The organism is Citrobacter sp. R4 (genome assembly GCF_026719175.1).
GTDB classification, from domain to species: domain Bacteria; phylum Pseudomonadota; class Gammaproteobacteria; order Enterobacterales; family Enterobacteriaceae; genus Citrobacter_A; species Citrobacter_A sedlakii.
In genome coordinates this window covers 1017570-1037395 of sequence record NZ_JAPPSU010000001.1, presented here as the reverse complement: position 1 = coordinate 1037395, position 19826 = coordinate 1017570, and the positions used below count along the sequence as shown (strand labels likewise).

The following is a 19826-nucleotide window of genomic DNA, read 5'->3' as shown; positions in this document are numbered from 1 at the left end:
AGGAATTTGCAATTACCGGGTAAACATGGACATGGTAAATCCCACTATTCCGCTGGCCGATACCGTACAGGGAAAACTGATCGGTGTCGTTGAGAAAGACATTCATATCTGGCGCGGTATTCCCTATGCCGCGCCGCCGGTCGGCGAACGGCGCTGGCGCGCGCCGCAGCCGGTCACTCCCTGGTCCGGTACGCGTCAGGCTGATACGTTTTCCCGTGCCAGCTGGCAGGACATCGAATACTGTAAAGCGCTGGGCGGCGGCGATCCGGGCGCGTTCTCCGAAGACTGTCTCTACCTTAACGTCTGGTCTCCTGCCGGGCGGCGCGCACCGCTGCCAGTGATGGTCTGGCTTCATGGCGGCGGCTATACCCTGGGCGCAGCAAGCCTTCCACCGTATGACGGCCTTGCGCTGGCGAAGCGCGAGGTTGTGGTCGTCACCGTCAATTACCGTCTGGGTCACCTGGGCTTTTTCGCCCATCCGGCGCTGGAAGGGGAAAGCGATGAGCGCGTGAATAATTTTGCGCTGCTCGATCAAATCGCCGCGCTGCGTTGGGTACAGGAAAATATCGCTGCGTTTGGCGGCGATCCGCAGAACGTGACGCTGTTTGGTGAATCCGCAGGCGCGCGCAGCGTACTTTCCCTGCTGGCGTCGCCTAAGGGCAACGGCCTGTTTCACAAAGCGATTGTGCAGAGCGGTTACACCTTACCGGATACGCCGCGCGAGATTGCCCTTGAAAACGGCATTGCGCTGGCGGGGCACTTCGGATTGCAAAACGCGACGGCTGAACAGCTGCGTGCGATTCCGGCAGAGGCTTTCTGGCCGCTCGGCGCGCCGTACAAAATCGCCCCGACGCCGATCTCTGGCGACGCCGTGTTGCCCGAACCGATGCTGGATGTCTTTTTTGCGGCGAAGCAGCATCCGGTCCCGCTGATGATCGGTTCCAACAGTGACGAAGCGAGTGTGATGGCCGTTTTCGGCGTCGATCTGGCTGAACAAATCCAGAAACTGCGCCGCGAGCGCAGGCTGGGTCTCGGTCTGATTAAATTACTCTATCCCGGCGTGAAAGGGGACGAAGAGTTGGGGCGTCAGGTGTGTCGCGACATGGCCTTTACCGCGCTCGGCTATGTGGTGATGCAGGCGCAGCAGCGGGTAGGAGAACCCTGCTGGCGCTACTGGTTCGATTATGTGGCGGAAGCCGAGCACGATACCTACGCCAACGGCGCGTGGCATGGCAACGAGGTGCCTTATGTGTTTGATACCCTTACGCTCGCCGAGCCTGCGCGAGACTACGTGAACGAAAACGATCTGGCCTTCGCCGCGCAGGTCGCCGACTACTGGGTCAACTTTGCCCGTCACGCCAGCCGTACCTGCGATACGCTTCACGGCCCGGTACGCTGGTCTGCCTGTATCAAAGGACGCGACCGGCTGCTGCGAATCGGCCTGAACAAGCGAGCGGGTTTCAAGGTTGAAAACCGGTTTATGCGCGCGCGTCTGGCGCTGTTTAAGCGAGTCATGACCCAACACGTCAGTCTTGACTAGATTTGCAAAAGTTGAAGGTCGCGAGAAGCAAGTTTACATGGGAATCAGTCAGTTCCGATCGACAGAAAATATTTTACGTTTTGCTCAGATAATCAGCGGCCAACAATTGGATTATTAATGAAATTTGTCTAGAGTGAGCGGTCAGAATTATGCTTCCTCTTGCCGCTGTCGAGCGCCAGCGCGGGACCATTCACGAGACCAGAAGGACTGATTTTCAGGTATGAATCGCAGACGATTTATTAAAGGTTCAATGGCAATGGCCGCCGTGTGCGGTACCGGCGGTATTGCTTCACTCTTTACCCGCGCCGCATACGCGGCCGAATCAGATATCGCCGACGGGCAAACTGTGCGGTTTGATTATTCGGTGCTGCAATCCATGGCCCACGATCTCGCGCAGAAACCGTGGGGCGGCGCGCCACGCGCGTTGCCGGACACCCTGGCGAATCTGACGCCTCAGGCTTACAACAGCATTCAGTATGACGCCGCCCGGTCGCTGTGGAATAACGTCGAGGGCCGCCAACTGGATGCCCAGTTCTTCCACGTGGGGATGGGCTTCCGTCGCCGGGTGCGCATGTTCTCTGTCGACGCCGCCACGCATATGGCGCGTGAAATCCACTTCCGCCCGGAGCTGTTCAAATATAACGACGCGGGCGTGGACACTAAACAGCTTGAGGGCCAAACCGACCTCGGTTTTGCCGGTTTCCGCGTATTCAAAGCGCCGGAACTGGCGCGACGTGACGTCGTGTCATTCCTTGGCGCCAGCTATTTCCGCGCGGTGGACGATACCTATCAGTACGGCCTGTCTGCCCGCGGTCTGGCGATTGACACCTACACCGACACGAAAGAGGAGTTCCCGGACTTTACCGCTTTCTGGTTTGATACAGTGAAGCCGGGGGCCACCACGTTTACCGTGTATGCGCTGTTAGACAGCCCAAGCATTACCGGCGCCTATAAATTCGTGATCCACTGTGAGAAGAGCCAGGTGATCATGGACGTGGAAAATCGCCTGTACGCCCGCAAGGACATCAAACAACTGGGTATTGCGCCGATGACCAGCATGTTCAGCTGCGGCAATAACGAACGCCGCATGTGCGATACCATTCATCCGCAGATCCACGACTCTGACCGACTGGCGATGTGGCGCGGCAACGGCGAATGGATCTGTCGCCCGCTGAACAACCCGCAAAAATTGCAGTTTAACGCCTATACCGACAACAACCCGAAAGGCTTCGGTCTGCTGCAGCTGGATCGGGACTTTAGCCACTATCAGGACATTATGGGCTGGTACAACAAGCGTCCGAGCCTGTGGGTGGAGCCCCGTAACCAGTGGGGCAAGGGCACCATCGGGCTGATGGAGATCCCGACCACGGGCGAAACGCTGGATAACGTGGTCTGTTTCTGGCAGCCGGAAAAATCGATCAAGGCGGGAGATGAACTGACGTACAAATACCGACTGTACTGGAGCGCGCAGCCGCCGGTTCGTTCGCCGCTGGCGCGCGTGATGGCTACCCGTACCGGTATGGGCGGATTTCCGGAAGGCTGGGCGCCGGGCGAGCATTATCCGGAAAAATGGGCGCGTCGTTTTGCCATTGATTTCGTTGGCGGCGATCTGAAAGCTGCGGCGCCTAAAGGCATTGAGCCGGTGATTACGCTTTCCAGCGGCGAAGCGAAGCAGATTGAAATTCTCTACGTCGAACCGTTCGACGGCTACCGCATCCAGTTTGACTGGTATCCTACCTCTGATTCGACCGAACCGGTGGATATGCGCATGTTCCTGCGTTGCCAGGGCGAGGCGATTAGCGAAACCTGGCTGTATCAGTATTTTCCTCCCGCGCCGGACAAGCGTCGCTATGTCGATGATCGCGTGATGCGTTGATCCTCGCGACGCCCTTTGCAAGGCAAGGGGCGTCAGCGTTTCCCCGAAATATCTGTACAAGAACTAAACACGATCCCGTTCGCATTTTTCCCTGAGTCAAATGAGTAAGCTGAAGATGTGTATTTCTTATACACGCGTTTGTTCACTAACAGGGAGAGCGTATGTTTCCAGAATACAGAGATCTGATTTCCCGACTGAAAACCGAGAACCCTCGCTTTCTGTCTCTTTTCGAAAAGCACAATAACCTTGATCACGAAATAGCCAGGCTGGAAGGCGCCGATGGTCGGGGATACAATCTCGAAGTCGTTCGCCTTAAAAAACAGAAACTCCAGCTAAAGGACGATATGCTCAAAATCTTACAGAAAGAGAGTGCTAACGAGAGCCAGGTATAACCGCTCCCGTTCTCTGAAAAGGGCTTCCCACGCATCGGGAGGCCCTTCTTGTTTTGGCTAAGTGTTTGCATTACCGCTGAAAAATCTGCTAAACAGAATGCTGGGCGGCGGTACGGCAAAACAGGAGTCAATATGACAGAAACAATCAACGCGGGCGAGAACCTGCAGCTGCAGGCGGTTGCGGAGCATCATATTGCGCCACTGCATCAGCTGGTACGCAAAAACAGCGCCTGGCTGCAGCAGTCGCTGAACTGGCCTGCGTCAGTGCGCGGGGAAGAAGACACGCGTAAAAGCGTGCAGGGGAATATCCTGTTGCATCAACGCGGCTATGCGAAAATGTTCATGATTATGGCCGGCGATGAACTGGTGGGCGTACTGTCGTTTAATCAGATTGAGCCATTAAATAAAGCGGCATATATCGGTTACTGGCTGGATGAGTCGCATCAGGGAAAAGGCACGATGTCACGCGCGCTTCAGGCGCTAATGCGCCACTACGCTGAGCGCGGCGAGGTGAGGCGCTTTGTGATTAAATGTCGGGTGGCCAATCACGCCAGTAATCAGGTTGCCCGGCGCAACGGCTTTGAACTGGAAGGCTGTCTGAAACAGGCTGAATACCTGAACGGCCGCTATGACGACGTGAACCTTTATGCCCGTATTATCAGCGCGTCATCAGACTGAGCCGACCAGCGGGGTGCGGGTGATATACTGCTCGCCGTGGTAGACTTTGGGGCCACGCAGATGAATGGCCTCATCGCCTGAAGCCTCAATAACGGTTGAACCGCCAATATCCACGTGATTTTCGATCACTACTTCGCCGTTAATACGCGCATCGCCCTCAACCAGCACGTGATCGTCAAGTAACATCGGGCCGCCGCACAGTCGCGCCTTTCCACCCACCATCACGTGATGTTTGAGCACGCAGTTGCCTTCTACCGTCGCCTGTTCGGCAACCTGCGAACTGTAGCGTAGAGTGGGGATCGCGTCTTCCTCGAAACCCGCGATAACGCGCGCGTGACCGTATACTTTGGCGCAATCACACAACCAGACGTTATTTTCAGCGTTGCCTTCAACAAGCGCGAAATCAAACACTTCGGCCCGGTGTTCGATAAACGCATGGGTGACAATGGCGTCCCCATAGATTTGCGCCTGATGTACAATCTGCGAATGAGCGACCGTGGCACGATCGTAAATCTGTAAAAGTTGATCGCATTCGGTCGTCATTCCCCGCGCGGCAAAAATTTCTGACTGGTGCAGAATGCGTGCATCGCCGGACAACCGACACTCACCGCGTACGGTGGACGCCTGAACAGTGACGTTGTCACTTATTTCAGCGCCGTGGCTTATCTCCGCGTGGTCTATCCAGACATTATCGCCAATACGTGCGCCGTCGCGAATGACGCAGGGCTGGGTGATGCGGGCGTTTCCGCTGATTTTAGCGCCAGAAAAAACCAGCGAATTTTCATCATAGATCCAGCACGTGCCCTCCTGAGACAATGCGCTTTCCTGATCGAGCCAGCCGCCGACATCGCCGGCTTTGACATCGTTGAAGTCAATCAGGGCGATAATCTGGCGCAAAAGGACATGCTGTTTCCGATCGTTTTCCTGATAGCTGAAGGCGCGCGGGGTCTCATCAAGGCGGTATTTTTGCATACAAGGTATCCGTGGTTTCGCTCACTATAACCGTAGCAAATTTTACGCCGCTGGCTAAACGCAGAGAAATTACATAAAATGCATTTCAAATATACTTTATAAATTAAACAAAATGCGTAAAGAAAAAGCAGGTGATTGTGTTCTGAATTTGCCCGCCGGCTATTTTGGCATGGTGCTGGGGACTATTGGGATGGGCTTTGCCTGGCGCTATGCCAGTCATATCTGGGCCGTCAGCCACTGGATTGGCGACGCGCTGGTGATCCTGGCGATGGTGATATGGGGACTGCTGACGCTGGCATTTATGACCCGGCTGGTGCGTTTTCCGCACAGCGTGATTGCGGAAATTCGCCATCCGGTCATGAGCAGTTTTGTCAGCCTGTTTCCGGCGACCACAATGCTGGTCGCTATCGGGTTTGTTCCCTGGAGCCGGCCGCTGGCGGTGGCGCTGTTCAGCATAGGCGTGGTGATCCAACTGGCCTATGCCGCCTGGCAAACGGCGGGGCTGTGGCGCGGCGCACATCCACAAGAGGCCACCACGCCGGGGTTGTATCTGCCGACCGTCGCCAATAATTTTATCAGCGCGATGGCCTGCGGCGCGCTGGGTTATACCGATGCCGGTCTGGTCTTTCTGGGCGCGGGGGTCTTTTCGTGGCTCAGCCTTGAGCCGGTGATCCTGCAGCGCCTGCGTAGCGCCGGAGAACTCCCCACCGTACTGCGGACATCTCTTGGCATTCAACTGGCGCCCGCGCTGGTGGCCTGTAGCGCCTGGCTTAGCGTTAACGGCGGCGAAAGCGATACGCTGGCGAAAATGCTGTTTGGCTATGGCCTGCTTCAGTTGCTTTTTATGCTGCGGCTGATGCCGTGGTATTTGTCACAGCCCTTTAATGCCTCCTTCTGGAGTTTCTCGTTCGGCGTGTCAGCGCTGGCCACGACAGGGCTGCATCTCGGTCATGCCAGCGAGTCCGGTTTTTTCCACAGCCTCGCCGTGCCTTTATTCATCTTTACGAATGTTATTATTGCATTATTGCTGGTCCGTACGTTCGCGTTACTGGTGGAAGGTAAACTGCTTATCCGCACTGAACGTTCGGCGCTGTTAAAAACTGAGGATAAAAAATGACCCTTCGCGACGAACATTACTTTACTGAAAAATATGATTTAACCCGCACCCATTCTGAAGTGCTGGATGCTGTCAGGGTGGTTAAGCCGGGTAAAACGTTGGATTTGGGCTGCGGCAATGGCCGTAATAGTCTGTATCTGGCGGCGAACGGTTTTGATGTGACCGCATGGGATAAAAACCCGATGAGCATCAAGAATGTTGAGCGTATTAAAGCGGCCGAAGGGCTGGAGAATCTGCAAACCAACGTGGTCGATCTTAATGCTCTACGTTTTGACGGCGAGTACGATTTTATCCTCTCGACCGTGGTATTGATGTTCCTTGAGGCCAACACGATCCCGGGGCTCATCGCTAACATGCAGCGTTGTACTAAGCCGGGTGGGTATAACCTGATTGTCGCGGCGATGGATACGGCGGACTATCCCTGCACCGTTGGTTTTCCGTTTGCCTTCAGGGAAGGGGAACTGCGCGACTACTACGCAGGTTGGGAGCAGCTGAAATACAATGAAGATGTCGGTGAGCTACATCGTACCGATGCGAACGGCAACCGGATTAAGCTGCGTTTTGCCACCCTGTTAGCCCGCAAAATGGCGTGATGCCGGAAGGACGAGTACGCCATTTATTTCTGGACAAAAAAGGGTCGGTAAAGTGTGGTTTGCTTACCATTTTTAATGCAACATAAATGATTTCCCTTTGCTATTATTGCGCATGCATATGTGCACATTTAAGGGATCGTTTCATGCGTACTCGTACTTTTTTCAGCGTTGCTATGCTTGCAGGGTTACTGACCTTATCCGGTTGTGCGTCAAAAATCACACAACCGGAAAAATATTCTGGCTTTTTAAAGGATTACTCCAGCCTCGAGGAAACGACATCGGCATCAGGACAGCCGGTGCTGCGTTGGGTTGATCCTGACTATAATGCCGCCAATTACGACAGCGTTGTCTGGACGCCCATCACGTATTACCCGGTACCCAAGCCGAACACGCAGGTCGGTCAGGAGGTCCTCGACGAGTTGTTGAATTACACTAACACCAAAATGAAAGGCGCCATTGCGCAGCGTAAACCGCTGGTGACCACGCCTGGCCCGCGTAGCCTGATCTTCCGTGGCGCCATTACCGGTGTTGACGCCAGCAAAGAAGGGTTGCAGTTCTATGAAGTGGTGCCGGTTGCGCTGCTGGTTGCCGGAACGCAAATGGCGACGGGACACCGTACCATGGACACCCATCTCTACTTTGAAGGCGAGTTAATCGACGCGGCGACCAACAAGCCTGTTATTAAAGTGGTTCGCCAGGGCGAAGGGAAAGATCTGAACAACGAAAGTACGCCGATGGCGTTTGAAACGCTTAAGCAGGTCGTGGATAACATGGCCACCGACGCCACCATGTTTGAAGTTCGCCAGAAATAACGCCGTTCTTCTCGCGCCATCACCCGATGGCGCTGTGACTACGCCAGCCGCCGACGCAAAAGCGCTGGCGGTTTTGCGAACATCACCAGATTGCCCAGTAAGATCAGCGCCAGCCCCACGACCGCATTCATCTGCCAGACATAGCCTTCGTAGAAAGTGGAGATCGACAGCGCGACCAGCGGAAACAGCAGCGTACTGTAAGCGGCGTTGCCGGGGCCGATACGCCCGACCAGGGTGAAATAAGCGCCAAAAGCAATCACCGAACCAAAAACCGCCAGATACAGCAGGGCGCCCAGGTAACTGACGGTCCACTGCGGCATAAAACTGTCGCCGCGCAGCAGGGCGATGATGGCAATCAAAAGCGTACCGTACAGCATTGCCCAACTGTTCGTGGTCATGATTTCCAGCCCGTTCTTTTGATGTCGCAGGCTGATCATATTACCGAGTGAAAAGCCGAAGGTGCCCAGTGCGCTAAGTCCAATTCCCCAGAGCAGTTCCTGGCTAAAGCCGCTGCCGACCAGATCCTGCCAGAACAGCGTCACGATCCCCGTCAGTCCCAGCGCGGCAGCGGCAAAGAAGCGAGCTGGCGGCTTTTGTGCGAAGAAAATAAAGCTGTTCACTGCGTTAAACAGCACCGCCATAGAGAAAATCACCGATTCCAGCCCCGTGTTGATCCACGCGGCGGCGGTATAAAAACACCAGAAGTTAAAACAAAAGACACACGCGCCCTGTAACAGACAGAACAGATGGTCGCGGGGCGTCAGTTTGCGCAGTTTGCCCCGCACCAGAAGAATGACCATCATCAGCGCCGTCGCTACGGCAAAACGCCAGAAGATAGACACCGGGGCGGCCACGGGGCCCTGTTGCAGATAAATGGCGATCCACGTCGTGCCCCAAATCATTACTACCAGACAGTACAACAATGCATTCATCACGTTTTACCTCTTATCAAACGATGGCTCACTGTCACAAAGTTGCCGGGAATGCGCTTTCATCCCCTTGCGCACACTTGCAAAATCTTGCGCTTTTTTCCTTTGAGGGCATGGTAAGCGCGGCAACCTGCGATAGACTGAGGATCTGCTAAATGTTGTCGATATGGTGATATGTCCCGGTCCTACGATGCGTTTGAAAACCTGCGCAAACATAATGCTGTGCTGCATGAGTCAGTCGCGCTGCATTCTGGCGTCCAGCTGGCGGCCTGGTCGAACAAGCGCGATACCATTACGCAATATTGCGATCATCACACCCTCAGTCTGTACATTGAGGATGGCTATGAGAGTTATCACAAAACGTCCAGCGGCTGGGAAAACGGCGGCGGGCCGGATCGGTTTTGTCTGATGCCAAAAGAGAGCGAATCGACGTGGGATATTCGTGACGACTTATCCTTTGTGCATCTTTACTGCACCGATGCGCACCTGCGTGAAGTGGGCGAAAAAGTGTGGGACAAGAGTCCTTACCGTTTCACACTCGAAGAACGGTTATTTGGCAACGACCCGGGTATCACCGCAGTCTATCGCCAGTTTTTTCTCGGTAACGACTGGCAGCAGCCCGCCAATCACCTGACGCTGAGCGCGGCCTCGTCGCTGTTGATGACTCACTTGATCCAGCACTACAGCAACGTCCAGTGGCGCCTGCCTACCGTAACCGGCGGACTGGCGCCCGTGACGCTGCGCAACGTGCTGGCGTACATCGATGCCCATCTGGCGGAACCGCTGACACTTGCCGACTTAGCCCGCGAGGCGGCGCTCAGCGAATTTCATTTCGCCCGTATGTTTCGCCAGTCGATGAAAATGGCGCCACATCAGTATGTGATGCAGCGACGCATGGCGCTGGCGAAGCAACTGGTGTGTCACACCCGTCAACCGTTAACCGACATTGCGCTGGCCTGCGGGTTCAGCTCTCCGAGCCATTTCAGCAACCGCGTTAAGCAAGTGACGGGGAAAACACCCTCGCAGCTACGCGCGGCGGGAGAAGGTTAACGTGGCGAAGCAGACACCACCCGCCATCAGCCCCCAGAATGCCGAGCCGATACCCCACAGCGTCACACCGCTGGCGGTGACCAGGAACGTGACGATAGCCGCATCGCGTTCCGCGTCATGGTTCAGCGCCTGATACAGACTGCCGGAGAGGGTGCTTAACAGCGCTAATCCTGCCAGCATCTGCACGCCGCTCACCGGTAGCGCCGCCATTATGCCGGTAATCGAACAGCCGAAAATCCCCGCCAGAAGATAAAACACCCCGGCTGACGCTGCCGCCAGCCAGCGCTTTGACGCATCCGGATGCGCATCCGGACTTTGACAGATTGCCGCTGTGATGGCGGCAATGCAGATGGAATACACGCCAAATGGCGATAACAGCAATGCCAGCAGGCCCGTCACCACAATCAGCGGTGAAACAGGCACGTCATAGCCGCTGGCCTTCATTGTCGCCACGCCGGGCGCATTCTGTGACGCCATTGTGACCAGAAATAGCGGTACCGCCACGCCTAACGCGTGCGCCAGAGAAAACGAAGGCGCAATAAACGTCGGTATAACCGGAGCGACGCTCAACGTACGGGTCACCACTTCGCCCTCAAGCCATGCCACCAGTGCGCCCGCGAACAGTGCGGCAATGACGGCATAGCGCGGAGCAACTCGCTTTAACGCCAGCCAGGCCAGCAACATACTGCCGCACAGCATCAAATGGCCCTCCAGATTGGTGAAGGCCTGCAAACCAAAACGCAGCAGAATGCCAGCCAGCATCGCGGCGGCGAGCGAGTGGGGGATAATCCTCATCATGCGCGCAAACAGACCTGTTATTCCGCAGATGACAATCAGCGCGTTGGCGACGATAAACACGCCAACCGCTTCCGTCAGCGTTACCCCCTGCAAGCCCGTGACCAACAGCGCCGCGCCAGGTGTAGACCATGCCGTCAATACCGGAGCGCGATACCACAGTGACAGGCCCAGCGTACTGACGCCCATTGCAATGCCGAGCGCGGTCATCCAGCCGGCGATCTGTTCGGCGCTGGCGCCTGCGGCCACGGCGGCCTGCCAGATAATAGCCGCCGAGCTGGCATAGCCGATGAGAACCGCCACAAACCCTGACAGAAGCGTCGGTAGCGGAAGCGAGAAAGCGCGCATAGCAACCTCTTGTGCGTTATAACGGTCGCTTGAATCTACCATTTGAGCGTTATAGCGCACAAGTGGTAAGCTGCTGTTTTTGGGAGGACGCGTATGGACAATCTCACACAGTATCTGGCGAGCACGCTGAAAACGTTGCGCACCCAGCGCGGCTGGAGCCTGTCGCGCCTGGCGGACGCGACAGGGGTGTCGAAAGCCATGCTTGGGCAGATCGAACGGAACGAATCCAGCCCGACCGTGGCGACCCTGTGGAAGATCGCCACCGGGCTGAACGTCCCGTTTTCTACGTTTATTTCACCGCCGGAATCGACGCCTTTGCCGACGTTTGATCCTCAGCAGCAGGAAATGGTGGTGACGCCGCTGTTTCCGTGGGATCCGGAACTTTGCTTCGACCATTTTTCCATTCTTCTGGCGCCCGGCGCGCTCAGCGAATCCACGCCGCACGAGGCGGGGGTAATTGAGCACGTCGTGGTGATCTATGGCGAGCTGGAGATGTGTATAAACGCGCAGTGGCGGACGATCAAAACCGGAGAAGGCGTGCGTTTTGCCGGTGACCACGCCCATGCCTATCGCAACACCAGCGCGCACACTGTCCATTTTCATTCGCTGATTCATTACCCGCGCAGTTAAGCGGGAAAACTATTTCGCAATGCCGCGCTTCTGACTACAATAGCCGCCATTTTGCTGCTACTGGATAAAAACAACGCTATGCGCCAGCACCCACATCGCCTTGAATTGTTAAGCCCGGCACGTGACACCGCCATCGCCCGCGAAGCCATTTTACACGGCGCGGACGCCGTTTATATTGGCGGTCCCGGTTTCGGCGCGCGTCATAACGCCAGCAACAGCCTGAAAGATATCGCCGAACTGGTGCCGTTTGCCCATCGCTTTGGCGCGAAAATCTTTGTTACGCTGAACACCATTCTTCATGACGATGAGCTGGAGCCCGCCCAGCGCCTGATTACCGATCTTTACCAGACCGGCGTCGACGCGCTGATTGTTCAGGATATGGGAATTCTTGAACTTGACATTCCGCCGATTGAACTGCATGCCAGCACGCAATGCGACATCCGTAGCGTCGAAAAAGCGAAATTTTTGGCTGACGTCGGTTTCACCCAGATTGTGCTGGCGCGCGAGCTGAGCCTTGCGCAAATTCAGGCGATTCATCAGGCGACCGATGCCACTCTCGAATTTTTCGTGCATGGCGCGCTCTGCGTCGCATATTCCGGCCAGTGTTATATTTCTCACGCCCAGACCGGACGTAGCGCCAACCGCGGCGACTGCTCCCAGGCGTGCCGTTTACCGTACACCCTGAAGGACGATCAGGGCCGGGTTGTGTCTTACGAGAAACATCTGCTGTCGATGAAAGACAACGATCAAACCGCTAACCTCGGCGCGTTAATTGATGCAGGTGTACGCTCCTTCAAAATTGAAGGGCGTTATAAGGACATGAGTTACGTAAAAAATATCACCGCCCACTATCGGCAAATGCTGGATGCGATCATTGAAGACCGCAGCGATCTGGCGCGCGCGTCTTCCGGTCGCACCGAGCATTTCTTTATCCCGTCCACGGATAAAACGTTCCATCGCGGCAGCACCGATTACTTTGTCAATGCGCGCAAAGGCGATATTGGCGCCTTTGACTCACCAAAATTCATCGGCTTACCCGTTGGCGAAGTGCTGAAAGTGGCGAAAGATCACCTTGATGTTGAAGCCAGTGAACCACTGGCGAACGGCGATGGCCTGAACGTACTGATCAAACGTGAGGTGGTTGGTTTTCGTGCCAATACTGTCGAAAAAATCGGGGAAAACAGTTATCGCGTCTGGCCGAACGAGATGCCTGCCGACCTGCACAAAGTGCGCCCGCGACATCCACTGAACCGTAATCTCGATCATAACTGGCAGCAGGCGTTAACCAAAACCTCCAGCGAGCGGCGGGTAGCGGTGGATATCGAACTCGGCGGCTGGCAGGAACAGCTGATCCTGACGTTAACCAGCGAGGAAGGGGTGAGCGTGACGCACACGCTGGACGGTCAGTTTGACGACGCCAACAACGCTGAAAAAGCGCTGAGTAACCTCAAGGATGGGCTGGCGAAGCTGGGGCAGACGCTCTACTACGCGCGTGACATTCAGGTTAACCTACCCGGTGCGCTGTTTGTGCCAAACGGGCTGCTCAACGCGTTCCGTCGGGAAGCCATTGAGATGCTGGATAAGGCGCGACTTGCTCGCTACAAACGCGGCGTGCGCAAACCGGTCTCAGATCCCGCGCCGGTCTACCCGCAGACGCATCTGAGTTTTCTGGCAAACGTCTATAACCAGAAGGCGCGTGAGTTCTACCATCGTTATGGCGTACAGTTGATCGACGCGGCGTATGAAGCGCATCAAGAAAAGGGCGATGTGCCTGTGATGATCACCAAGCATTGCCTGCGTTTTGCCTTTAATCTGTGTCCGAAACAGGCGAAAGGTAACATCAAAAGCTGGAAAGCGACGCCAATGCAACTGGTCAACGGTGATGAGGTGCTGACGCTGAAATTTGACTGTCGCCCGTGTGAAATGCACGTTATCGGCAAGATTAAAAATCACATTCTTAAAATGCCGCTGCCGGGCAGCGTGGTGGGTTCCGTCAGTCCGGAAGATCTGATGAAAACGCTGCCGAAGCGTAAACCTTAATCCTTTGCGACATCAGCCCGGTGGCGTTAACCGGGCTGATGTGTCGGTATTTATTTCCGCCGGTTAACGCCTGGCCCAAAGCCGACATCCGGCGAGGTGTCCGCTTAATGCGCTTTAAACCCCGCCGCGGTCATGAGCAGGCGAAAAAACATGCCCACCGCCGCCAGCGCCAGCACGCTGCCGCCCCAAAGGATGACCAGCCACATCAGGCGTTTCCAGAGAGAATGTTGCATCAGTGATACCCCTCGCCATGCTGCACTTTGCCGCGAAACACATAGTAACTCCAGAAGGTGTACACCAAAATCACCGGAATGATGAGCAGCGCACCGACGAGCATAAACCCCTGACTCTGGGCGGGGGCGGCTGCCTGCCAGAGGGTAACCGAAGGCGGAATAATGTGCGGCCAGATACTGATGCCCAGGCCGCTGAAACCAAGGAAGATTAGCCCGAGCGTCAGCACAAACGGGAACGTGTGGTTTTCCGGACGACCCAGTGTGCGCCATAACCAGATGCTGAACGCGATCACCAGCACTGGAACCGGCAGCAGATAGCCCAGGTTGGGAAGCGTAAACCAACGGTCGGCGATCGCCGGATGCGCTAACGGTGTCCAGAGGCTGATTATCGCGATTGACAACAGCAGGGCCAGCAGCAGTTTTTTCGCGACGCTGCGCATTTTATCCTGCAGCGGATTTTCGCTTTTCATCACCAGCCAGGTTGCGCCTAAGAGCGCATAGGCAACGACCAGTCCGACGCCACAGAACAGAGTGAAGGGGGTTAACCAGTCGAACGGCCCGCCGCTGTAGCGGCGACCGGTCACCGGGAAACCGTTGATCACTGCGCCAACCACGATCCCCTGGGCGAAGGTAGCCAGAATCGACCCGCCGAGAAAAGCATGGTCCCAAAATGGGCGGTGGGCTGGCGTGGCCTTGAAGCGAAATTCGAAGGCCACGCCGCGAAAAATCAGTCCGATCAGCATCAGCGTCAACGGAATGGTCAGCGCATCGATAATAACCGCATAGGCCAGCGGGAAAGCCCCAAACAGCCCCGCGCCGCCCAGCACCAGCCAGGTTTCATTACCGTCCCATACCGGCGCGACGCTATTGACCATCACATCACGATCCTCTGCGTCTCGTGTAACAGGAAACAGAATGCCAATACCCAAATCGAATCCATCCATCACGATATACATTAGCGTGGCGAAGACGATGATCACAAACCAGATAACCGATAAATCAATACCCATTAGCGATGTGCCTCATGTTGAGAATCGAGGACGGCGGCGGAAAGCGGCCTGGCGGGTGTGCCCGGCGGCGGCGCGGAATCATCTTCCAGCGGGCCTTTGCGGATCAGGCGAATCATATAGCTGTAGCCGACGCCAAAGACTGAGCTGTAGACAACAAAGAAAGCGAGCAACGAAATGCTCATATGTAAATCGCCGTGGGCCGACACCGTGTCGGCAGTACGCTGTAAACCGTACACCACCCACGGCTGGCGTCCGACCTCAGTGGTCACCCAGCCCGCGAGAATGGCGATGAGCCCCGAGGGTCCCATCCATAGCGCAAAGCGCAGGAACGGGCGCGAGGTGTAGAGGCGCTGCCTGTAGCGCAGCCAGAGCGCACAGAGCCCCAGCAGGACCATTAACATGCCCAGGCCGGCCATGATGCGAAACGACCAGAACACGATCGTCGAGTGAGGGCGATCCTCTTTGGCGAATTCTTTTAGCGCCGGAACCTGTTTATCCAGACTGTGCGTCAGGATCAGGCTTCCCAGCGCCGGGATCGCCAGTCCATAGCGGGTGCGTTCCTGTTCCATATCCGGCCAGCCAAACAGCAGCAGCGGCGTCGGCTCACCCGGCGGGTTTTCCCAGTGACCTTCAATCGCGGCGATTTTGGCTGGCTGATGTTTCAGGGTGTTCAGCCCATGCATATCGCCGATTAACGCCTGCACCGGCGCGACAATAAGCGTCATCCACAACGCCATGGAAAACATCGTGCGAATGGCTGGCGTTGTGTTGCCGCGCAGCAGATGCCAGGCCGCCGAAGCGCCGACAAACAGCGCGCTACTGAGAAATGCGGCGACGGACATATGCAGCAGGCGGTAAGGGAACGAAGGATTGAAGATAACGGCGAACCAGTCCACGGGCACAACCTGGCCGTTGACGATCTCAAACCCCTGCGGCGTTTGCATCCAACTGTTAGACGCCAGGATCCAGAAGGTGGAAATGAGGGTGCCAAGCGCCACCATGCAGGTTGAGAAGAAATGCAAACCCGGACCGACTTTATTCCAGCCAAACAGCATCACCCCGAGGAATCCGGCTTCAAGGAAGAAAGCGGTCAGCACTTCATAGGTAAGCAATGGCCCGGTAATACTGCCTGCGAATTCCGAAAAGCCGCTCCAGTTGGTGCCGAACTGATAGGCCATCACCAGACCGGAAACCACGCCCATGCCGAAATTGACGGCGAATATTTTCGACCAGAAGTGGTACAACGAGCGCCAGACCGGATTTTTGCTTTTTAGCCAAAGGCCTTCCAGCACCGCCAGATAACTGGCAAGCCCAATGGTGATTGCCGGAAAGATAATGTGAAAAGAAACCGTAAAGGCGAACTGGATCCTTGCCAGGTGAAACGCATCAAGACCAAACATGCCTGACTCCGCACTAAAAATTGATTCAGCGCAATTCTAGGCGTGTGAGGCAATGAGGGGCAGAAACAGAACAGGCATATTTAACCATAACAGTTTGCAAATCGTTGTGAATTTTATTCACTGTTATACACTGCGAGGCTCACCTGCATTGACCGACGAGAAACCAGAATGAAAAAATACCAGCGTCTGGCTGAACAACTTTGCGAACAGATCGCCTCTGGCGTCTGGCAACCCGGCGATCGTCTGCCGTCTCTGCGCGAACAGGTCGCCAGCAGCGGCATGAGCTTCATGACCGTCGGACATGCTTACCAACTGCTGGAAAGTCAGGGGCGAATTATTGCGCGTCCGCAGTCCGGCTATTACGTCGCGCCACGCCCGATTCTCCAGCCGACCGTGCAGCCAGCCCAGGTGATGCGTGACGAGGCTGTCGACATCAATACCTCTATTTTTGAGATGTTACAGGCCAGCCGTGATGCCTCGGTCATGCCGTTCGCCTCGGCGTTTCCCGATCCGCGCCTGTTTCCGCTCCAGCAGCTTAACCGCTCGCTGGCGCAGGTGAGCAAAACCGCGACCGCCATGAGCGTGCTCGAAAATCTGCCGCCTGGCAACGCAGAGCTGCGTCATGCCATCGCCCGTCGCTATGCCCAGCAGGGCATAACCGTCTCGCCGGATGACATTGTCATCACCGCCGGTGCGTTAGAAGCGCTTAATCTGAGCTTACAGGCGGTCACCGAGCCCGGCGACTGGGTGATTGTGGAAAACCCCTGTTTCTATGGCGCGCTGCAAGCGCTGGAGCGATTGCGGCTTAAAGCGCTGTCAGTGGCGACCGACGTGAAAGAGGGGATCGATCTCGCGGCGCTGGAACAGGCGTTACAGGATTATCCGGTAAAAGCGTGCTGGTTGATGACTAACAGTCAGAACCCGCTTGGCTTTACGCTTAGTCCGGCGAAAAAAGCGCGGCTAGTCGCGCTCCTTGACAAGCATAATGTGATGCTGATTGAAGATGACGTGTACAGCGAACTCTACTTTGGCCGCGAAAAACCGTTACCCGCCAAAGCCTGGGATCGCAGCGACCGGATCCTGCACTGTTCTTCATTCTCGAAGTGTCTGGTTCCGGGCTTTCGCATTGGTTGGGTGGCTGCCGGCAAGCACGCCCGCACTATTCAGCGCCTTCAATTAATGAGCACGCTGTCGACCAGTTCGCCCATGCAGCTGGCGCTGGTCGATTACCTGTCTACCCGTCGCTATGACGCCCATCTTAGACGCTTGCGCCGTCAGCTTGCTGAGCGCAAACAACAGGCCTGGCAATCGCTGCTGCGTCACCTGCCTGCCGACGTGAAGATCCATCATAACAACAGCGGCTATTTTCTCTGGCTCGAACTGCCGGAATCAATGGATGCAGGAGAACTGACCGCGCAGGCGCTGGCGCACCAAATCAGTATTGCTCCCGGGAAAATGTTTTCCACCTCGGACACCTGGAAACGCTTTTTCCGCTTCAACACCGCCTGGCAGTGGGGGGAAAGAGAGGAGAGCGCCGTTAAACAACTCGGTCACCTTATTCGCGAACAGCTGAAATAGCGCGTCGTAATGTGTAAAACAGGTTCTGATTATCCATGAGCCTGCTTTTGCCTGTCATTCATAGGAAATATCAATACCCGTCAATTTTCCTTTTGCTCGCTAACGCCTTGTCTATATTAGGGAAGAGAGACTCTTTACCCTTGTCCGCGACGTAATGCGCGTTACGTCACATCCTGGTCAAATTTCTTCTCTCCGGGCGGTGGGCTTTCTGTGCGCCGACTATTCTCTGGAAAGAACAACATTCTGCGGTACGACTGTCGTGACAGCGTCGCCGGAAACGGTAAATAAACAATGACATGGGAAAATGCTATGCAACATCTCTTACTGATTAACGGCGAGCTGGTCTGCGGTGAAGGCGAGAGGCAGCCCGTCTATAATCCGGCGACGGGCAAGGTGCTTCTGGAAATAGCCGAAGCCTCTCCTGCGCAGGTTGACGCCGCCGTTCGCGCAGCCGACAGGGCGTTCAGCGAATGGGGACAAACGACGCCTAAAACGCGCAGTGAACGGTTGCTGGCGCTGGCTGACGCGATAGAGCAGAACGCGCAGGTTTTTGCCGAACTGGAATCCCGCAACTGTGGGAAACCGCTGCATTGCGCGCTCAACGATGAGATCCCGGCGATTGTCGATGTGTTCCGTTTCTTTGCCGGCGCCGCTCGTTGTCTCAACGGTATGGCTGCCGGGGAATATCTGGAAGGACACACCTCTATGATCCGGCGCGATCCGGTGGGTGTCGTCGCCTCAATTGCGCCGTGGAACTATCCTCTGATGATGGCCGCGTGGAAACTGGCGCCTGCGCTGGCAGCCGGTAACTGCGTGGTGATAAAACCCTCCGAAATCACGCCGCTGACCGCGCTCAAACTTGCCGAACTGGCCAAAGATATCTTCCCGGCGGGCGTGCTGAATGTGCTGTTTGGTCGTGGTAAAACGGTTGGCGATCTGCTGACCGGGCATAAAAAAGTGCGCATGGTGTCGTTAACCGGTTCGATTGCCACCGGCGAACACATTATCCGTCATACCGCGCCCGCCATTAAGCGTACACACATGGAACTGGGCGGCAAAGCGCCGGTTATCGTGTTTGATGATGCCGACATTGACGCCGTGGTCGAGGGCGTGCGTACATTCGGCTTTTATAACGCCGGACAAGACTGTACCGCCGCCTGCCGAATTTATGCGCAAAAGGGGATCTATGACGCGCTGGTGGAAAAACTTGGGGCGGCGGTTGCCAGCCTGAAAACGGGGGCGCCGGAGGAAGACTCTACTGAACTGGGGCCACTGAGTTCACTGGCGCACCTTGAGCGGGTCGCAAAAGCGGTCGAACGGGCCAAAGCGCTTGGACACATTAAGGTGATTACCGGCGGACAGAAGGTGGACGGTCCCGGCTATTATTTTGCGCCGACGCTGCTGGCGGGGGCAAAACAGGAGGACGAAATCGTGCAGCGGGAAGTCTTCGGCCCGGTAGTGAGCGTGACGCCGTTTGACGACGAGGAACAGGTGCTGACGTGGGCCAACGACTCGGAGTACGGTCTGGCCTCGTCGGTGTGGACACAGGATGTTGGGCGCGCGCACCGGGTCAGCGCCAGGCTCCAGTATGGCTGTACGTGGGTAAACACCCATTTTATGCTGGTCAGCGAAATGCCGCACGGTGGGCAGAAAATGTCAGGTTATGGGAAAGACATGTCACTGTATGGGCTGGAAGATTACACCGTTATTCGTCACGTCATGGTTAAACATTCATAGCCTTTATGATCAGTGCGGGATCGAACGGGGCGGGAAAAGATCGTACGTTGCAGGCAGAGAGAAAAATCTCTCTGCCAGTCTGCGCCGCAGGGATGT

At 56.0% G+C, this 19826-nt stretch carries 18 protein-coding genes; 12 read left to right on the top strand and 6 right to left on the bottom strand.

Going from position 1 to position 19826, the window contains the following annotated elements:
- Positions 1–31 precede the first annotated feature (31 nt).
- The 4 genes from OOJ60_RS04920 (at position 32) to rimL (ending at position 4486) form a co-directional block, all read left to right on the top strand.
- Positions 32–1540 carry a carboxylesterase/lipase family protein gene (locus OOJ60_RS04920; RefSeq protein WP_205612155.1) on the top strand — a complete coding sequence of 503 codons (1509 nt, stop codon included), beginning with the start codon at positions 32–34 and terminating at the stop codon, positions 1538–1540.
- 220 nt (positions 1541–1760) lie between these two features.
- Positions 1761–3416, top strand: a complete 1656-nt coding sequence (locus OOJ60_RS04915) for a glucan biosynthesis protein D (RefSeq protein ID WP_060571234.1) — start codon at positions 1761–1763, stop codon at positions 3414–3416.
- A 161-nt stretch (positions 3417–3577) separates the two neighbouring features.
- Positions 3578–3808, top strand: a complete 231-nt coding sequence (locus OOJ60_RS04910; protein WP_042283183.1) for a YdcH family protein — start codon at positions 3578–3580, stop codon at positions 3806–3808.
- A gap of 132 nt (positions 3809–3940) precedes the next feature.
- Positions 3941–4486, top strand: coding sequence for a 50S ribosomal protein L7/L12-serine acetyltransferase (gene rimL / locus OOJ60_RS04905; RefSeq protein ID WP_205612046.1), 546 nt, complete (start codon positions 3941–3943; stop codon positions 4484–4486).
- On the opposite strand, the gene ydcK is transcribed toward rimL, so the two are convergent.
- Complete coding sequence (ydcK, locus tag OOJ60_RS04900) at positions 4478–5458, bottom strand: YdcK family protein (protein WP_205612045.1); 981 nt, start codon at positions 5456–5458, stop codon at positions 4478–4480. The two genes, rimL and ydcK, sit on opposite strands and share 9 nt — an antisense overlap.
- Before the next feature lie 112 nt (positions 5459–5570).
- On the opposite strand from ydcK, the gene tehA reads away from it, so the two are divergent.
- The 3 genes from tehA (at position 5571) to OOJ60_RS04885 (ending at position 7980) form a co-directional block, all read left to right on the top strand.
- Positions 5571–6575 carry a dicarboxylate transporter/tellurite-resistance protein TehA gene (gene tehA / locus OOJ60_RS04895; protein ID WP_060571231.1) on the top strand — a complete coding sequence of 335 codons (1005 nt, stop codon included), beginning with the start codon at positions 5571–5573 and terminating at the stop codon, positions 6573–6575.
- Positions 6572–7168 carry a tellurite resistance methyltransferase TehB gene (gene tehB, locus OOJ60_RS04890; RefSeq protein WP_042283172.1) on the top strand — a complete coding sequence of 199 codons (597 nt, stop codon included), beginning with the start codon at positions 6572–6574 and terminating at the stop codon, positions 7166–7168. Before tehA ends, tehB begins: the two co-directional genes overlap by 4 nt.
- 143 nt (positions 7169–7311) lie before the next feature.
- Entirely contained in the window at positions 7312–7980 is a 669-nt protein-coding gene (locus OOJ60_RS04885; RefSeq protein ID WP_205612044.1) for a DUF3313 domain-containing protein, read from the top strand.
- Positions 7981–8018: 38 nt separating this feature from the next.
- Here the strand turns inward: OOJ60_RS04885 and OOJ60_RS04880 are convergent, their stop codons facing one another.
- Positions 8019–8912 (bottom strand): DMT family transporter, encoded by an 894-nt coding sequence (locus OOJ60_RS04880; protein WP_042283167.1) that lies wholly within the window; start codon positions 8910–8912, stop codon positions 8019–8021.
- 171 nt (positions 8913–9083) lie between these two features.
- Between OOJ60_RS04880 and OOJ60_RS04875 the strand changes: the two genes are divergently transcribed.
- Positions 9084–9959, top strand: coding sequence for a helix-turn-helix domain-containing protein (locus OOJ60_RS04875; protein ID WP_060571229.1), 876 nt, complete (start codon positions 9084–9086; stop codon positions 9957–9959).
- Here the strand turns inward: OOJ60_RS04875 and OOJ60_RS04870 are convergent.
- On the bottom strand, positions 9936–11102 hold the full coding sequence (locus OOJ60_RS04870; protein WP_205612043.1) for a benzoate/H(+) symporter BenE family transporter: 1167 nt from the start codon (positions 11100–11102) through the stop codon (positions 9936–9938). The genes OOJ60_RS04875 and OOJ60_RS04870 overlap by 24 nt on opposite strands.
- A 93-nt stretch (positions 11103–11195) precedes the next feature.
- On the opposite strand from OOJ60_RS04870, the gene OOJ60_RS04865 reads away from it, so the two are divergent.
- Positions 11196–11732, top strand: coding sequence for a helix-turn-helix domain-containing protein (locus tag OOJ60_RS04865; protein ID WP_205612042.1), 537 nt, complete (start codon positions 11196–11198; stop codon positions 11730–11732).
- 78 nt (positions 11733–11810) lie between these two features.
- Positions 11811–13772 carry a peptidase U32 family protein gene (locus OOJ60_RS04860; RefSeq protein WP_205612041.1) on the top strand — a complete coding sequence of 654 codons (1962 nt, stop codon included), beginning with the start codon at positions 11811–11813 and terminating at the stop codon, positions 13770–13772.
- A 104-nt stretch (positions 13773–13876) separates the two neighbouring features.
- On the opposite strand, the gene OOJ60_RS04855 is transcribed toward OOJ60_RS04860, so the two are convergent.
- The 3 genes from OOJ60_RS04855 to OOJ60_RS04845 are packed head-to-tail and all read right to left on the bottom strand — an operon-like array spanning position 13877 to position 16415.
- A complete protein-coding gene (locus OOJ60_RS04855) occupies positions 13877–14005 on the bottom strand; it encodes a DUF2474 domain-containing protein (RefSeq protein ID WP_001164804.1) in 129 nt (42 codons plus the stop codon).
- Positions 14005–15015 carry a cytochrome d ubiquinol oxidase subunit II gene (gene cydB / locus OOJ60_RS04850; RefSeq protein ID WP_200033278.1) on the bottom strand — a complete coding sequence of 337 codons (1011 nt, stop codon included), beginning with the start codon at positions 15013–15015 and terminating at the stop codon, positions 14005–14007. The genes OOJ60_RS04855 and cydB overlap by 1 nt, the downstream gene beginning before the upstream one ends.
- Entirely contained in the window at positions 15015–16415 is a 1401-nt protein-coding gene (locus OOJ60_RS04845; protein WP_205612040.1) for a cytochrome ubiquinol oxidase subunit I, read from the bottom strand. The genes cydB and OOJ60_RS04845 overlap by 1 nt, the downstream gene beginning before the upstream one ends.
- A gap of 168 nt (positions 16416–16583) precedes the next feature.
- On the opposite strand from OOJ60_RS04845, the gene OOJ60_RS04840 reads away from it, so the two are divergent.
- Both OOJ60_RS04840 and patD read left to right on the top strand, forming a co-directional pair.
- A complete protein-coding gene (locus OOJ60_RS04840) occupies positions 16584–17993 on the top strand; it encodes an aminotransferase-like domain-containing protein (RefSeq protein WP_205612039.1) in 1410 nt (469 codons plus the stop codon).
- A gap of 309 nt (positions 17994–18302) precedes the next feature.
- On the top strand, positions 18303–19730 hold the full coding sequence (gene patD / locus OOJ60_RS04835) for an aminobutyraldehyde dehydrogenase (protein WP_205612038.1): 1428 nt from the start codon (positions 18303–18305) through the stop codon (positions 19728–19730).
- Positions 19731–19826 lie beyond the last annotated feature (96 nt).

What these genes read in the sequence shown, in the direction of transcription:
- tehB (WP_042283172.1), top strand. Translation starts at nt 6,572, where the DNA reads ATGACCCTTCGCGACGAACATTACTTTACTGAAAAATATGATTTAACC.
- OOJ60_RS04855 (WP_001164804.1), bottom strand. Translation starts at nt 14,005, where the DNA reads ATGCAACATTCTCTCTGGAAACGCCTGATGTGGCTGGTCATCCTTTGG.
- OOJ60_RS04865 (WP_205612042.1), top strand. Translation starts at nt 11,196, where the DNA reads ATGGACAATCTCACACAGTATCTGGCGAGCACGCTGAAAACGTTGCGC.
- OOJ60_RS04915 (WP_060571234.1), top strand. Translation starts at nt 1,761, where the DNA reads ATGAATCGCAGACGATTTATTAAAGGTTCAATGGCAATGGCCGCCGTG.
- cydB (WP_200033278.1), bottom strand. Translation starts at nt 15,015, where the DNA reads ATGGGTATTGATTTATCGGTTATCTGGTTTGTGATCATCGTCTTCGCC.
- OOJ60_RS04880 (WP_042283167.1), bottom strand. Translation starts at nt 8,912, where the DNA reads ATGAATGCATTGTTGTACTGTCTGGTAGTAATGATTTGGGGCACGACG.
- OOJ60_RS04885 (WP_205612044.1), top strand. Translation starts at nt 7,312, where the DNA reads ATGCGTACTCGTACTTTTTTCAGCGTTGCTATGCTTGCAGGGTTACTG.
- ydcK (WP_205612045.1), bottom strand. Translation starts at nt 5,458, where the DNA reads ATGCAAAAATACCGCCTTGATGAGACCCCGCGCGCCTTCAGCTATCAG.
- patD (WP_205612038.1), top strand. Translation starts at nt 18,303, where the DNA reads ATGCAACATCTCTTACTGATTAACGGCGAGCTGGTCTGCGGTGAAGGC.
- OOJ60_RS04870 (WP_205612043.1), bottom strand. Translation starts at nt 11,102, where the DNA reads ATGCGCGCTTTCTCGCTTCCGCTACCGACGCTTCTGTCAGGGTTTGTG.
- OOJ60_RS04920 (WP_205612155.1), top strand. Translation starts at nt 32, where the DNA reads ATGGTAAATCCCACTATTCCGCTGGCCGATACCGTACAGGGAAAACTG.
- OOJ60_RS04840 (WP_205612039.1), top strand. Translation starts at nt 16,584, where the DNA reads ATGAAAAAATACCAGCGTCTGGCTGAACAACTTTGCGAACAGATCGCC.
- OOJ60_RS04845 (WP_205612040.1), bottom strand. Translation starts at nt 16,415, where the DNA reads ATGTTTGGTCTTGATGCGTTTCACCTGGCAAGGATCCAGTTCGCCTTT.
- OOJ60_RS04875 (WP_060571229.1), top strand. Translation starts at nt 9,084, where the DNA reads ATGTCCCGGTCCTACGATGCGTTTGAAAACCTGCGCAAACATAATGCT.
- rimL (WP_205612046.1), top strand. Translation starts at nt 3,941, where the DNA reads ATGACAGAAACAATCAACGCGGGCGAGAACCTGCAGCTGCAGGCGGTT.
- OOJ60_RS04860 (WP_205612041.1), top strand. Translation starts at nt 11,811, where the DNA reads ATGCGCCAGCACCCACATCGCCTTGAATTGTTAAGCCCGGCACGTGAC.
- OOJ60_RS04910 (WP_042283183.1), top strand. Translation starts at nt 3,578, where the DNA reads ATGTTTCCAGAATACAGAGATCTGATTTCCCGACTGAAAACCGAGAAC.
- tehA (WP_060571231.1), top strand. Translation starts at nt 5,571, where the DNA reads ATGCGTAAAGAAAAAGCAGGTGATTGTGTTCTGAATTTGCCCGCCGGC.